Raw genomic sequence first — 14,598 nt, forward strand, 5'->3', positions numbered from 1 at the left:
GTTAGGCGTAAATGCTGCAACTGCCCGACGCGTGATGTGGCGCCTGATTCCTTCTTGAATATAGATGAGTGTGGAAAAGTGCGCCGCATAATTGCTGACTATCGGGTCTTGCTACTTCGTTCGGCATGCAGCGTTGGAGCGCCATTACGGCGTGGAGACGTTCGTCGATCTGTGCGGTCGTTGCGCTGAGGGCGCCATATAGGCAAGCCTGCGGAGAGATCGCCGCGGAAATAGTCTTTCTCTATTTAAATTGCCGGTGTTGGGGGCGGTTCGCCGCGGGAAGCGCCAGCCGTTCGCGAATCACCGCGACTTATCTATTCTGAAGTAAAGCAGACGCCAGCGGCCGCAGACTCGCGAGCGGCTGATATCTGCAATTTTGGAATGACACCGGAACGCAGTATTTCACCGGGTTATCAGCGCCCCGATTACTGGCGGAAGCCACGCCCCTCATTGTGTATCCGGCAAAGTCTGCGTGTTATCCCGGCGGGTATTTATGACAATTGACTGGAAACAGTATGACCCAGACGATTTTTATGACGAACTGATCTCAGGGCCGGGCGAAGCGAGGGCACCGGCGCGGCGCCTGGTGCGCTACCTGGGGTCGCTGTCGGTGGAGGAGATCGAAGCCCGGCGCATTACCGCCGAGGCAACGATTCAGGAAATGGGGGTGAGTTTTACCGTCTACACGGACGAGGGCAATATCGATCGCTCCTGGCCATTCGACATAGTGCCGCGGGTGATCGACAAAAAACTCTGGGATGTGACCGCGGCCGGGCTCAAGCAGCGCCTGCAGGCGCTCAACCTTTTTATTGACGATATTTACCACGATCAAAAAATTCTGCGCGACCGGGTGGTGCCCCGGCATATTTTAGAAGCATCGCAGAACTTCCGCCCTGAGTGTGTGGGCTTCTCGCCGCCCTGTGGCGTATGGGCGCATATCTGTGGAACCGATCTGATACGGGACCGGGACGGCCGCTTCTATGTGCTCGAAGACAATCTGCGCGTGCCATCCGGCGTGTCCTATATGCTGGAGAATCGCGCGGTTACCAAGCGCGTGTTGCCGGAGCTGTTCGACTCCTATCGAATCCTGCCGGTGGATGATTATCCGGATATCCTTTACGACACCCTTGCCGAACTCTCGCCGCGGCGCCACCGCGAACCCGTAATCGCGTTGCTGACACCGGGTATCTACAACTCCGCCTATTTCGAACATGCGTTCCTCGCGCAACAGCTCGGTGCCGAGCTGGTGGAGGGCAGCGACCTCGTCGTCGGTGACGATGACGGTGTCTATATGCGTACGATCGACGGCCTCGAGCAGGTGGATGTAATTTATCGCCGCATTGATGACCTTTTTCTCGACCCGGAGGTTTTTCGCGAGGACTCGGTACTCGGTGTACCCGGATTGATGCGGTCCTGGAAGGCCGGTCGCGTGGCGCTGGCCAATGCACCCGGCGCCGGCGTCGCCGATGACAAGGTGGTCTACGCTTTTGTGCCGGCCATTATCCGCTACTACCTCGACCAGGATCCGATTCTGGACAATGTCGAAACCTACCTGTGTGACGATCCCAAACAGCGTGAATACGTGCTCAAAAATCTTGAGCACCTGGTAGTCAAACCGGCCAACGAGTCCGGTGGCTATGGCATGTTGATCGGGCCACACGCCACGGAAGTACAGCGCGAGGAATTTGCCGAGCGGATCGAGAATAATCCGCGTAACTATATCGCCCAACCCACCATCAGCCTGTCCACGGCGCCGACGATGGTCGGGGATGGCCGCGTAGAGCCGCGCCATCTGGACCTGCGGCCATTCGTGCTGCAGGGCAGGGAATTGCGGGTGACTACCGGTGGGCTTACGCGAGTAGCGATGCGGCAGGGCTCACTGGTGGTGAACTCCTCCCAGGGTGGCGGCAGCAAGGATACCTGGATCGTCGACCGGGGAGACGATTGATGCTGTCCCGGGTCGCGGAACGAATTTACTGGAGTGCGCGCTACCTGGAGCGGGCAGAAAATACCGCGCGCATGATCAACGTCTATTCGAAGATGCTGCTGGATCTGCCGGATGGCGTCGACATCGGCTGGTACAACCTGGTGGCACTGAACAGCGCGCAGCAACTGTTCGAGCGCAAGTTTGAAAGTCGCGATGAGCACAGTGTGATCCGCTTTCTGATCGCCGACCGCGATTACAGTGGTTCGGTTCTGTCCTCGCTGCAGATGATCCGCGAAAACATCCGTACCACACGCGACGCGCTGCCTTCCGAGGCTTGGGAACAGGTTAATGAATCGGCCATTTATGCCACCAGCCATCTCGAGGAGGGATTGTGCCGCAGCCATCGTTACGACTACCTCGACGGTATCGTGCGCTGTTGCCAGCAGCTGGGCGGTATGCTTGATACCACCATGCGCCGCGATGCCGGGTGGGAATTTTTCCGGCTGGGGCGCAACCTCGAACGGGCCGACATGACCACGCGCATTCTCGACGCGGGCGCCTCGATGCTACAGGGACACCCGGGACGGGAGGAACCACTCAACCTCGTGCAGATCGTCTGTGGCAATGTGCTGCGCTCGGCCAGTGCCTACCAACCGTACCGGCGCGTGATCAAGGGTCCGGTGCGCAGCCGGCAGGTGGTGCGCTTTCTGCTCGAAGACGAACTTTTTCCAAGATCGGTGGCACACTGCATTGACCAGATGATCGACGCGGTCGGCGCGCTGCCGCGCCAGCGCCGCGTGCTGAAAATGCTGAAGTGCGAGCGCCGCCACCTGTTTGTTGCACTGGACGAGGACAACCTCGACGAGACGCTGCGCGACCACCTGAATACGCTGCAGGTACAGATTGCAGAGTTTCACGAGGCTTTCACGCACAACTGGTTTTCGCTGGAGCGCCCGGAAGCACAATGAGCATCCGCGTCGCCATTCGCCACACCACCGAATACCGCTTCGACCGGATGGTGACCATTGCCCCGCATATCATCCGCCTGCGACCCACAGCGCACTCGCGCACGGCGGTGCGCGCATACAGCCTGAAAATCGAACCGGCGGATCATCGGATCAACTGGCAGGAGGACCCGTTCGGCAATTACCAGGCGCGAGTGGTGTTTCCGCACCGGGCCGAAGTACTGAAAGTGGATGTGGAGCTGATTGCCGAAATTGATGCGATCAATCCCTTTGATTTCTTTATCGAGCCGTACGCCGAACATTTTCCGTTTACCTACCCGGCTGCGCTGGCACAGGATCTGGCCCCCTATCTGGCGCTGGAACCGCAGGGCCCGGAAATGGCCGCCTTCCTGCGCGAGACCGATTGTGGACCGCAGCCGCTGGTGGAGTTTCTCGTCGGCCTGAATCAACGCCTGCAGCGCGATATCCGCTACCAGATGCGAGAAGATGCGGGCGTACAGGACGGCGAGGAAACACTGCGCCTGCGCAGCGGTTCCTGTCGCGACAGCGCCTGGCTGCTGGTACAGCTTTTGCGCCACCTCGGGCTGGCTGCGCGATTTGCATCGGGTTACCTGGTTCAGCTGGCGTTCGACGGGCAGCCCCTCGAAGGGCCGCCGGGGCCGGAGGCGGACTTTACTGACCTGCACGCCTGGTGCGAGGTGTTCATACCTGGCGCGGGCTGGGTCGGCCTGGATCCCACTTCCGGACTGCTCGCCGGCGAGGCGCATATTCCCCTGGCCTGCACCCCTTCACCGGAGTCCGCTGCACCGGTTGCCGGCACTACGGAGCCCTGTGGGGTGGAGCTGCACTACCGCAACCATATCGAGCGGTTACGCGAATCGCCGCGACCGGCGCGCCCCTATACCGAGCACCAGTGGCTCACCATCGATGCGCTGGGAGAGCTGGTGGAAGAACAGCTGCAGGACATGGATGTGCGCCTGACGATGGGCGGCGAACCCACTTTTGTGGCGGCCGACAGTCGGGATGCGCCCGAGTGGAACACCGAGGCTGACGGTGCGGAAAAGCGCGCGCTGGGACGGGCACTTCTGTCGCGCCTGCAGCGGTATTACGCCCCCGGAGGCGTGCGGCAATTCGGGCTCGGCAAAAGCTATCCCGGCGAGGATTCGCCGCGCTGGGCCCTGGGACTTTTCTGGCGTACCGATGGCGAGCCCCTTTGGCGTGATCAGAACTATCTCGCCGATACGCTGGCCGGAACGGGGCAGGGCGCGGGAGCCTCCCATGTCGGCAATCGCGACGCGGAGCTGTTTCTGCGCGCGCTGGCGGAGGCATTGCAGCTGGAACCAGAATATGTCGTGCCGGCCCATGAAGACCGTGCACTGCTCGACTGGAAATTGGCGCAGTTGCCCGAAGGGGACGATCTCGCGTCTTTGGCGGCCAGTGATCATGCGGAGCATCGCCTGCTGGCGCGGCTCGCGACAATGGATCCGGACGTGCCGGCCGGATATGCGTTGCCGCTGGCCGAGGATGCTCCCGGTAGTTGGTACAGTGGCCACTGGCCACTGCGCGGCGAGCGTCTGTTCTTGCTATTGGGGCCGGCATCCCCGGGGTTGCGCTTGCCCCTGGCCTCATTGCCTGGCGGGCGCGCGGCCGGTGGAGAAAAGATCCCCCGCACCGCGCTGACGGCAGATGTCCGCGATGGACAGCTGCACCTGTTCCTGCCACCGCTGCAATATGTTGAAAACTGGATTGCGCTAGTTGCCGCGATCGAACAGGTAGCCGCGGCGGAGGACCTGCCGATCGTGCTGGAGGGCTATGCTCCGCCGCGCGATCCGCGCCTGCAGCGCTTGCTGATTACGCCGGATCCCGGCGTGCTTGAAATCAATGTGCAGCCGGCGGCGCGCTGGCGGGAGCTGGTCGAGCATACGGAAACCCTGTTTCGCGAAGCTCGCAAGTTACGCCTCGATGCACAGAAGTTTCTGCCGGACGGGCGCGAAGTCGGCACCGGTGGCGGCAACCATATTACCCTCGGTGGCTTCGCTGCAGCCGACAGTCCGCTGCTGCGTCGACCGGACCTGCTGCGCAGCCTGATTACCTGCTGGCAGCGCCACCCGTCACTGTCCTATCTGTTCTCCAGCCTGTTTGTGGGCCCCACCTCCCAGGCACCGCGGGTGGATGAAGGCCGGCACGAAACCCTCTACGAACTGGAAATTGCCTTCGGGGAAATGGAGCGCGGCGCTGCCGATTCGCCGAAAAAGCTGCACCGACTGCTGTGCAACCTGTTGGTGGATATCACCGGTAACTGCCACCGCGCGGAATTGAGCGTGGACAAGCTGTATCCCCCCGATAACCGTGAGGGCCGCCTGGGGATTCTCGAGTTTCGCGGCTTTGAAATGCCGCCGCACCCGCGCATGCTGCTGGTGCAGCAACTGTTGTTGCGCTGCCTGGTGGCGAGCTACTGGCGCACTCCGCTGCGCGGGCGGCTGGTGCGCTGGGGTAGCCAGCTTCACGACCGGTTTATGCTGCCGCATTTCGTGTGGCGGGACCTGCTCGATCTGTGCATCGAACTGGAGGAGCAGGGTTGTCCATTCGATCCGGTCTGGCTGCAGCCGTTTTTTGAGCGGCGCTTTCCCGTCTACGGCGGGGTGCAGTATGGGGACATCACGCTGGAGCTGCGGGGAGCGCTGGAACCGTGGAATGTGCTCGGCGAGGCGGTACACAGCGGCGCGGCCACGCGCCCGGTGGACTCGTCCACCGAGCGGTTGCAGGTGCGTCTGCGCGGCGCCGTAGGCGAGCGCTATGTACTGGCCTGTAACGGCCGTCGCGTCCCGTTGCACAACACTGGCCGCGGCGATGAATGGGTGGCGGGCGTGCGCTTCCGGGTATGCTGCCTGGCAAATGCGCTGCACCCGACCATCGGTGCGCATGCGCCGCTGGTGTTTGACCTGATCGATACCTGGAGCGGTCGCGCCATCGGTGGCTGTACCTTCCATGTCTGCTATCCATCCGGGCGCGAGTTTGCCGCGCCGCCGGTCAATGGTCTGGAGGCCGAGGCGCGCCGCGCCCAGCGCTTTCAGGGTTTTGGCCACACACCGGGCAGCTTTGCCACCGACGATTTCGTGCCGCCGCTGCTGCGCGAGATGGTGCGGCGTGTCCAGCCGCACGAGTATCCGCCGCGTCCCATGGCGCCGCCGCCGGTTGAGCCCGCCGGCGAATATCCCCATACCCTCGATCTGCGGTTTACGCCATGAGCGTCGACGATCGACTGGCTGCTTTCCTGTCCGGATATCACTGCCCACAGCGCGTATTCGATGAACTCTGCGGTAAGGAGCGCGCGGTCAACCCGCATTGGCGAGAACTGATCGGGCAATTCGCCGAGATGACCCCGGAGGAATTGTCGGAGCGGTTGCGCAAGCTGGAGCGCGTCCTGCGCGATGACGGTGCCAGTTACACAGAAATTGGCGCGAAGGGCGCACCTGCGGCGCGCACCTGGGCGCTGGATCCAGTGCCGCACCTGATCGACGAAAAGGAATGGCAACAGCTGCAGGCAGGGCTGACCGAACGCGCACAGATTGTCGATCTGCTGCTGCGGGATATTTATGGATCCCAGCAGCTGATTCGCGAGGGCGTTCTGCCGCCGGAACTGCTTTATGCCAATGCCGCATTTCTACGTCCGTGCCACGGGGTATTGCCGCAGGATAAACAGCAATTGATTTTCTATGCCGTGGATCTGATGCGCAGCGGCGACGGCCAATTGCGTGTTATCGGTGACCGCACTCAGGCGCCGGTCGGCGTCGGTTTTGCATTGGAGAATCGCGCCTCAATGGCTCGGGTGATGCCGGAATTGTTCCGGCCACAGCGGGTGCACCGCCTGGGCGATTTCTTTCGTGATCTGCGTGCGGCTCTCGAGGCACTGTCTCCGCTGGATACACCGCCGCAGATAGCACTGCTGACTACAGGCCCGCGGGATATCAATTACTTTGAGCACGCCTACCTGGCCAACTTCCAGGGTTTTCCCCTTGTGCGTGGCGGTGACCTGACGCTGCGCGACGGCAATCTCTGGATGAAAGGGGTAGAAGGGCTCGACCGCGTCGATGTATTGCTGCGCTATGTGGAAGATTACCAGTGCGATCCGGTGGAACTGAACGATGAATCGGTGCTCGGGGTGGCTGGCCTGCTGGATGCAGCGCGCCGCGGGCGCGTATCGATTGCCAACCCGCTCGGCAGTGGCGTGCTGGAAAACCCGGCCATGCTGAAATATTTCGAGCGGGTGGCGAGGCATTTTCTCGGCCGCGCGCCGCTACTGCAATCGGTGCCTAGTTACTGGTGCGGCGATCCCGGCGACCTGCAGCAGGTGCTCGAGCGACTGCCGGACCTGGTTATCAAGCGAATGTTTCGCAAAGTGCAGCGGGATCGCTACTACGGTCACCTGCTGAGCGAAGAGGAGCGAGAGAATTTGCGTCGGCAGATCCGCGCCGCACCGCACCATTTCTGTGCTCAGGAGTTGCAGACACCTGCGCGCCTGCCGGCACTGGTGGACGGCGGTTTGGTAGCCCGGCCGTCGGCGCTGCGCTGCTTCGCGGTGGCCGACGGCGACGGCAGTTATCGCGCGATGCCCGGTGGCCTGTCGCGGATAGGTGCCAGCGACAGCCCCTATGTGATGGCTAGCGCGCCGGGCATGCGCAGCAAGGATACCTGGGTGCTGGGCGGTGAGCCCTGGTCGCGTAGCGCGCGGGATTACAATCGGCCCCTGGCGATTCTTGCCCAGCGGCACCGGACCTACACGCCGAGCCGAGTAGTGGAAAACCTGTTCTGGATGGGACGTTACAGCGAGCGCACGGAGATGACGGCGCGCCTGCTGCGTACCGTGTACGCGCAGTGCAACAGTGCCGACGGCGATAGCGATGGCATGCGCCAGTTGCTGGTTGCCCTCAGTCACACCACAGGTTGCCTGCCCGGGTTCGATGACGGCGGCAATCTGTGGCGTGCGCCCGCGGCAGAATTGGAGGCTCTGGCGGTGGATCTCAGCAGACCCGGTAGTGTCAGCGCGTCGCTGCAGGCAATGTTGAGCGCCGCGGAGGAAGTGAAAGAACTGCTCAGTGCGGACAGCCAGCGCATCGCCAACACACTCTGCGATCAGCTGGGGGGACTGCCGGTCGCCATGGCTGCAACACCGGAAGAAACATTGCAGGAACTGGTGACCGGCCTGCTGGGGTTCTCCGGGCTGTTGCAGGAGAGTGTCATACGGGATATCGGCTGGTATTTCATTGATATCGGCAAGCGCCTGGAGCGGGCGCAGCAGATGCTCACGCTGCTCCAGTACACCTGCGTCGAGCCGGCGGGGTATCTGGATCGCGCCTTGTTGCTGGAGTCGGTGCTGTTAAGTGTCGAGGCCCTGATTACCTACCGCCAGCACTACAGCACCCAGCTGTGTCTGGCCGATACCCTCGAATTGTTGCTGGTGGATCCGGAAAACCCCCGCGGTCTTATTTACCAGCTAAATTGCCTGCAGGTGGATATGGATAAGTTGCCCGGACAGGCCTCCACGCGGCGCCCGACGCGGGCACGCCGCGCACTACTGGAAGCCGTGGCGCGGGTGCAGTTGTGCAGCGTGGCGCAACTGTCGCGTAATCCGGAGCGTGGCCTGCGTCACGACGATCTCGACCATTTTATACGCGAGGTGCGCGAGCTGCTGATCCGGCTCGCCACTGCCATCAGCGATCAGTACTTCGAGCACCTGGCGGAGCGGCAACTTCTCGGCCACCAGGACACGGATGAGGAGTACTGGCGGTGATCTATCGAGTGCGGCACACGACCCGCTACCGCTATGACAGTCCGGTGTCCCAGTGTTACAACCTGGCCCACCTGTTGCCGCGCGACAGCGACCACCAGCAATGCCTGTCATCCTCGATTTCGGTGGTGCCCCAGCCGGAAGCTGAGGGCGAGCGCCGCGATTATTTTGGCAATCGCAGCTACCAGTTTGCGATCCAGATGCCGCATCGCGAGATGGACGTGAGCGTGGTCAGCGAAGTGCGGGTCAATCCGCGCGCGCCAATGGATCTGCGCCGCGGGCCGACCTGTGAGGAAGTGCGTGTAGGTTTACAGCGGGCAGAGGATGGAGAAGTGCGGCGGGCGCGGGAGTTCACTCTCGATTCGCCCATGATCAAGATCCGCGACTCGCTGCGGGACTTCGCCGTCGAACACTTTGTCGCTGGTGACCCGTTTCCCCAAGCGGTGCTGGATCTCAGTTGCCGGATTCACCGCGAATTCAATTACGACCCCGCGGCCACCACGGTAGCCACGCCCTTGCACGAGGTGCTCGAGCGACGCAGCGGCGTGTGCCAGGACTTTGCCCACCTGGCGATCGGCTGCCTGCGTTCGCTCGGTTTCGCCGCGCGCTATATCAGTGGCTATCTGGAGACGCTGCCGCCGCCGGGGCAGGTAAAGCTGGTGGGCGCCGATGCGAGCCACGCCTGGTTTGCGGTGTATGTCCCCGGCTCCGGCTGGTTGGAATTCGATCCCACCAACGACCAGATGGCCAACGAGCAATATATTGCCACGGCTTGGGGACGGGACTATTCCGATGTGACGCCACTGAAGGGCATTCTCTACGGTGGCAGCAGCGGTGAGCCCCAGGTGGCCGTGGATGTGAACCGTATGGCGTGATTGGTCGCCGGTCGTGTCGCGACGGTATAGCCGGTTATTGCCTGTGCGCCTGCGTGAGCATCGAAGTTAACTATATTGAAAATCTAGTGTGGGTGCGCGTTTCAAAACATTTGCTGTAAGTAGACGACAGACAGGGTGGAAAGACGGTGGGCTTGCTCGATATGTCGTATGGCGAACTGCAACCAGTTTTTTACGTCGTTCAATTTGCCTTGTTCAATCGCGAACAAATAATAACGCGAGGACGATGTAATGGGGGCGTAGCCTGACTGCCAGTGTTGAATCTGTTCGATTTTTGAGGGAACAGGATGAGTAAAGTCCGCGTTCGCGAAAGCCAGATGTTTCCAGTACTGAGTGCTGCGCAGATCGAGATTATGCGGCGCTTTGCCAGTGGACCGGAGAGATATTTTGCGCCAGAGGAGAGTGTATATGCCATTGGCGCGCGGGACGTACCGTCGTGGTTGGTGTTGCAGGGATCGATTGAAGTGATGCGTCACGTTGGCCTCAACAGGGAAGAGCCCATCACCACGCATCGTGTCGGCCAGTTTAGCGGTGAGGTCAATCAACTCGCCGGGCGGCCCGCCATTGCTGGTGGACACGCGGGACCGGAAGGCTGCACCGCAATTCCATTTGACGCCGCACATCTACGTGCGTTGATGATCGGTTCGGTGGATGTAGGCGAAATCGTGATGCGCGCTTTGATACTGCGCCGCGTTGAGCTGATTGAAGAAGGGGCTGCCGGCACGATTCTGATCGGGGTTCCGGACAGCCCAGATATTGTGCGGCTACAGGGCTTTCTGACGCGCAATGGTTATCCGAACATGGTTCTCGACGCAGGGGCGGACGAAGAGGGCCGCATGCTGGTGGAACGGACCGGCGTGCTTCCCAAGGATCTCCCCCTGGTGGTGTGCCCGAGCGGGCAGCTTCTCAGGTGTCCCAGCAACGAAGAAATCGCCGCTTGGCTGGGGATCAGTCCGACCATGGATCCGGATGCCGTTTACGATGTCGCCATCGTCGGTGCCGGCCCAGCTGGTCTCGCTGCGGCAGTTTATGCCGCGTCCGAGGGCTTTTCTGTGATCGTGCTCGATGCCCAGGCGGTGGGCGGACAGGCGGGTGCTTCGGCCCGGATCGAGAATTATCTTGGATTCCCGACCGGAATTTCAGGCCAGGCGCTGGCGGCGCGCGCGTTCAACCAAGCGTTGAAATTCGGGGCGGAAATCGCTATTCCGGTAGAGGTCGAACGGCTTGAATGTATCGAAAGCCGGTTCACGTTGAGGTTGAGCGGGGCTCGCACCCTTTGCGCGAGGACCGTTGTCATCGCTTCCGGTGCGCGCTATCGCCGGCCGGACATCCCTGATCTCGCAACCTTTGAAGGGGCGGGTGTCTCTTACTGGGCTTCGCCGATTGAGGCTCGGATATGTAAAGGAGCGGAAGTAGCGCTGGTCGGTGGCGGAAATTCAGCGGGTCAGGCGGTGGTATTTCTATCGCCGTACGTAAATAAACTGCATCTCGTCGTCCGTCGAGATCTCGCGGAGACGATGTCCCGGTATTTGGTTGAGCGTATTTCCGCACTGCCCAACGTGGAATTGCACATCGGTGCCGAGCTTGTGCGTTTGGAGGGGACGCGGGCGACGGGGCTCACCGCTGCCACCTTCCGCTACCGACACGATGGATCGCTGTATCATCGGGAGTTACGCCACCTGTTTCTGTTTATCGGTGCTGAGCCCAACGCTGACTGGACGCGTGACTGTGTAGAAACAGATGAAAATGGTTTCATTTTGACCGGTCAGCGGGCGCTATCGCTCGAAACCAGTGTGCCTGGCGTATTTGCAATCGGTGATGTCCGCGCCGGTTCCACGAAGCGTGTCGCAGCTGCGGTTGGGGAGGGAGCCGCGGTTGTTGCACAAATCCATTCTATGATCGCCGCGCAGTCGGCTGCGGAGGACGCATGACATCCTGCCCCCATACTGACAGTATCAAAGAGGTTACACCCAGTGCACGTGGATGTGAGGAGTGCCTGAAAATAGGTAGCCCCTGGGTTCACCTGCGTATTTGCAGAAGTTGTGGCCATGTGGGCTGCTGCGATGATTCCCCCCACCGTCACGCCACTGCGCATTACCAGAAAACGGGTCATCCGATCATCGAAGGCTATGACCCGCCGGAAGGTTGGGGCTGGTGTTATATCGATGAGACGGAGGTCGACCTGCCAAACCAGACCGCCCAGTTGGGACCAATCCCGAAGTACGTCTGACATCGAAGTCCCAGACATATTTGGGCTGGCCCTGCAATCAGTCACCCAGTGCAACCCCTGACGGCCGGTTGAAACTTTGATGTGGCAAGGGCAGTGAGCCGCGGGTTGCTGTGGGGCGCGCGGCTGGAATAGGGCCGCTGCCGCCGTTACTTGATTCGTTTGACCCGGATCTTGCGACCGCCACTCTCGAGTTTCATGAAGAAAGAGCCGAACGCGCCGCGTTCCACCAGGACCTGTTCACCGCTGTCCCAGTGCACGCGGACGCTGTCGTTCTGGCGCCAGACCTGGCCGTTGTCCAGGGTGATGATCAGCTTGCCGTAGGCGCCCGATTGAATGGTGGCGATCTTGACGCTGATGGAGTCCGGTGCCTCCTCGCTGATCTGGGTCTGCTCGCGGCCAAAATTCTGTTTTGCGCGCTTGTCGAGACTTCCGCTGAGATCGTCGTAGCAAGCCAGGCGCTCGCTGTCCTGCTTGATCGCGGCGCAATCGCGCAACTGGTCGGTCAGGGAATCTGCGCTGGCGTGGCTCGCCAGGAGTAGTAGGGCGGTCAGGTACAGATTGCGCATAATGTCACTTTTGCTGGTTGGGGCGAGTCGCGATTCTGCCCGAGAGTTGTATCCGGGGACAAGGGCGGTTTATTTTCATGCCATTGCTTGTCGGTTTTTCCTTCGCTGCGGACTGACGGCGACCGCCTTCTGTGGCAGAGTGGGCTGTCCCGGCTGTGATCCATTCGACCGGCGGAAACGTGCTGCTAGTCACATCCTGTCGCGTCATGACATGGAACAATAGTCGGGGCTTATAACCATAAATTAACACTGTCAGGGGGTGGAAAATGAAGAAACTCATTATTCCCGCAATCGTCATCGCCGCTATCGGTGGCTATTTCTACTACCAGAACATGCAACCGGTAACGACGGAGTCCAGTATCGCTCAGGAAGTGGATTCCGCGGTCCAGGAAGCTGGCGCAGCGATGGAAGAAACTGCAGACAAGGGCGTGGTTGCAGCCAATGATGTGGCCGGGGCGGATGGCGATGTATTTGCCGATGCACCGGAGCAGATGGCGGAAGCCGCGGAAGAAGCGGCCGATGAAACCATGGATGCTGCGGAAGAAGCTGCGGACGAAACCATGGATGCCGCCGAAGAAGCGATGGACACTGTGTCCGACAAGGCCGAAGAAATGGCCGAAGAGGTCGATCACGCGAACGAATAATCCGGTTGCGTGGAATAAAAATACCCGGGCATGCCCGGGTATTTTTTTGCCTGAAAAAAGCGGTCACTTCCGCTCCTGGGGTTCAGCCCTGGGCGTTGAACTGTTTGCCGCTCACGCCGCGGCTGTCGTCGCCCATCAGGTAGAGATACGTCGGCATGATGTCTTCCGGAGCCGCGACGGTTTGCGGATCTTCGCCTGGATATGCGGTCGCGCGCATATTGGTGCGGGTGGCGCCGGGGTTGATACTGTTGACGCGGATATTGGAGACACCGTCCATTTCATCGGCGAGCACCTGCATCAGGCCCTCGGTGGCGAATTTGGACACGGCGTAGGCACCCCAGAAGGCACGGCCCTTCAGGCCAACGCCGGAGCCGGTAAAAATCACCGAACCGGCTTCGGAGTTCTCCAGCATCGGCAGCAGCGTCTTGGTGAGGCCGAAGGCGGCATTGACGTTGACCTGCATCACCTGCTGCCAGGTGCCGTAGTGATAGTTGGCGATGGGGGTGCGCTGGCCGAGCAGGCCGGCATTGTGGAGCAGGCCATCCAGGCGGCCAAACTCCTGGTCGACGGCTTCGGCAAAGTGCTCGAAGGTTTCAATGCGGGCCTCGTTCAGGTCCATCGGGAAAATGGCCGGCTGTGGGCCGCCCGCGGCTTCGATTTCGTCGTAGACCATTTCCAGCTTGGCGGTGGTGCGTCCAAGCAGGATGATCGTGGCGCCGTGGTCGGCAAATGTTTTGGCGGCGACCCTGCCAATTCCGTCACCGGCACCGGTGACAAGAATGACTTTGTCCTTGAGCAGATCTTTGCGTGGCTGGTAGTCAGTGATGGTCTCAGACATGGAAATTCCGTTTGTGGGGGTTGCGCGTGGAGGCAGTCGCAGGCGACTGCCCTTGCCTGGCCGTTCAGGCCGATTTTTGCAGGTAGTGCTTCTGTAGCAGCGGCCAGATTTCGTCGGCGGTGTCGACAAGGTGATCAGCACCCCAGTTGGCGGGGTCGTCGCCTTCATCAATATAGCCGTAGCGACAGGCGATGGTGGGCATGCCGGCATTGCGGCCGGCCATGATGTCCCGTTCGTGGTCGCCCACGTAAACTGCCTCTTTCGGTTCGCAACCGATCTGGCTGCAGGCGAGCAGCACGGGTTCGGGATCCGGTTTGCGCTTGGTGACATCGTCCGGGCAGATGACGGCGCCGGGGGCGGGCAGGTAGTCGAATGCCTGCATCAGCGGCACGGTGTAGGCGGCCGGTTTGTTGGTCACCACACCCCAGGCAATACCCTGCCCGGCGAGGGTGTTGAGCAGGGTTTCCATGCCGGGAAACAGTACAGTTTCCACGGCCAGGTGGGCGAGGTACAAATCGAGAAAGCGCTGGCGCAGGCCGTCGAAATTCGGGTCGCCCTCATCGCGGCCGAAGCCGAGGGAAACCATGGCCCGCGCGCCATTGGAGACCACTGCGCGGATATCTTCCGCCGGCAGTGGCGGCAATTGCTCCTGGTGGCGCAATTGGTTCAGCACGACAATAAAGTCCGGTGCGGTATCGAACAGGGTGCCGTCGAGATCGAAAAGAACTGCTTTCATTCGGTACTGCC

General features: G+C 61.1%; 11 protein-coding genes. 8 read left to right on the top strand and 3 right to left on the bottom strand.

Annotated elements, in window-relative coordinates:
- Nucleotides 1-493 precede the first annotated feature (493 nt).
- The 7 genes from IG168_RS12280 (at nt 494) to IG168_RS12310 (ending at nt 11,803) form a co-directional block, all read left to right on the top strand.
- Entirely contained in the window at nt 494-1,948 is a 1,455-nt protein-coding gene (locus tag IG168_RS12280) for a circularly permuted type 2 ATP-grasp protein (protein WP_193164700.1), read from the top strand.
- On the top strand, nt 1,948-2,895 hold the full coding sequence (locus IG168_RS12285; RefSeq protein WP_226876929.1) for an alpha-E domain-containing protein: 948 nt from the start codon (nt 1,948-1,950) through the stop codon (nt 2,893-2,895). Before IG168_RS12280 ends, IG168_RS12285 begins: the two co-directional genes overlap by 1 nt.
- Entirely contained in the window at nt 2,892-6,140 is a 3,249-nt protein-coding gene (locus tag IG168_RS12290) for a transglutaminase family protein (protein WP_193164702.1), read from the top strand. Before IG168_RS12285 ends, IG168_RS12290 begins: the two co-directional genes overlap by 4 nt.
- Complete coding sequence (locus IG168_RS12295) at nt 6,137-8,683, top strand: circularly permuted type 2 ATP-grasp protein (protein WP_193164703.1); 2,547 nt, start codon at nt 6,137-6,139, stop codon at nt 8,681-8,683. The genes IG168_RS12290 and IG168_RS12295 overlap by 4 nt, the downstream gene beginning before the upstream one ends.
- On the top strand, nt 8,680-9,555 hold the full coding sequence (locus IG168_RS12300) for a transglutaminase family protein (RefSeq protein ID WP_193164704.1): 876 nt from the start codon (nt 8,680-8,682) through the stop codon (nt 9,553-9,555). Before IG168_RS12295 ends, IG168_RS12300 begins: the two co-directional genes overlap by 4 nt.
- 305 nt (nt 9,556-9,860) lie before the next feature.
- On the top strand, nt 9,861-11,504 hold the full coding sequence (locus tag IG168_RS12305) for an NAD(P)/FAD-dependent oxidoreductase (protein WP_193164705.1): 1,644 nt from the start codon (nt 9,861-9,863) through the stop codon (nt 11,502-11,504).
- Nucleotides 11,501-11,803, top strand: coding sequence for a UBP-type zinc finger domain-containing protein (locus IG168_RS12310; protein ID WP_193164706.1), 303 nt, complete (start codon nt 11,501-11,503; stop codon nt 11,801-11,803). Before IG168_RS12305 ends, IG168_RS12310 begins: the two co-directional genes overlap by 4 nt.
- A gap of 146 nt (nt 11,804-11,949) precedes the next feature.
- Here IG168_RS12310 and IG168_RS12315 read toward each other — a convergent pair whose 3' ends face one another.
- Complete coding sequence (locus IG168_RS12315) at nt 11,950-12,369, bottom strand: hypothetical protein (protein WP_193164707.1); 420 nt, start codon at nt 12,367-12,369, stop codon at nt 11,950-11,952.
- A 266-nt stretch (nt 12,370-12,635) separates the two neighbouring features.
- Between IG168_RS12315 and IG168_RS12320 the strand changes: the two genes are divergently transcribed.
- Nucleotides 12,636-13,013 (top strand): hypothetical protein, encoded by a 378-nt coding sequence (locus tag IG168_RS12320; protein ID WP_193164708.1) that lies wholly within the window; start codon nt 12,636-12,638, stop codon nt 13,011-13,013.
- Nucleotides 13,014-13,095: 82 nt separating this feature from the next.
- Here the strand turns inward: IG168_RS12320 and IG168_RS12325 are convergent, their stop codons facing one another.
- Together IG168_RS12325 and IG168_RS12330 are read right to left on the bottom strand one after the other, a co-directional pair.
- Complete coding sequence (locus IG168_RS12325) at nt 13,096-13,851, bottom strand: YciK family oxidoreductase (protein WP_193164709.1); 756 nt, start codon at nt 13,849-13,851, stop codon at nt 13,096-13,098.
- Between the two features lie 64 nt (nt 13,852-13,915).
- Nucleotides 13,916-14,587 carry an HAD family hydrolase gene (locus IG168_RS12330; RefSeq protein WP_193164710.1) on the bottom strand — a complete coding sequence of 224 codons (672 nt, stop codon included), beginning with the start codon at nt 14,585-14,587 and terminating at the stop codon, nt 13,916-13,918.
- Nucleotides 14,588-14,598: the final 11 nt, after the last annotated feature.

This window comes from Microbulbifer hainanensis (genome assembly GCF_014904735.1).
GTDB classification, from domain to species: domain Bacteria; phylum Pseudomonadota; class Gammaproteobacteria; order Pseudomonadales; family Cellvibrionaceae; genus Microbulbifer; species Microbulbifer hainanensis.

Coding starts and splice junctions, on each gene's coding strand:
- IG168_RS12280 (WP_193164700.1), top strand. CDS start 494: ATGACAATTGACTGGAAACAGTATGACCCAGACGATTTTTATGACGAA.
- IG168_RS12285 (WP_226876929.1), top strand. CDS start 1,948: ATGCTGTCCCGGGTCGCGGAACGAATTTACTGGAGTGCGCGCTACCTG.
- IG168_RS12290 (WP_193164702.1), top strand. CDS start 2,892: ATGAGCATCCGCGTCGCCATTCGCCACACCACCGAATACCGCTTCGAC.
- IG168_RS12295 (WP_193164703.1), top strand. CDS start 6,137: ATGAGCGTCGACGATCGACTGGCTGCTTTCCTGTCCGGATATCACTGC.
- IG168_RS12305 (WP_193164705.1), top strand. CDS start 9,861: ATGAGTAAAGTCCGCGTTCGCGAAAGCCAGATGTTTCCAGTACTGAGT.
- IG168_RS12310 (WP_193164706.1), top strand. CDS start 11,501: ATGACATCCTGCCCCCATACTGACAGTATCAAAGAGGTTACACCCAGT.
- IG168_RS12315 (WP_193164707.1), bottom strand. CDS start 12,369: ATGCGCAATCTGTACCTGACCGCCCTACTACTCCTGGCGAGCCACGCC.
- IG168_RS12320 (WP_193164708.1), top strand. CDS start 12,636: ATGAAGAAACTCATTATTCCCGCAATCGTCATCGCCGCTATCGGTGGC.
- IG168_RS12325 (WP_193164709.1), bottom strand. CDS start 13,851: ATGTCTGAGACCATCACTGACTACCAGCCACGCAAAGATCTGCTCAAG.
- IG168_RS12330 (WP_193164710.1), bottom strand. CDS start 14,587: ATGAAAGCAGTTCTTTTCGATCTCGACGGCACCCTGTTCGATACCGCA.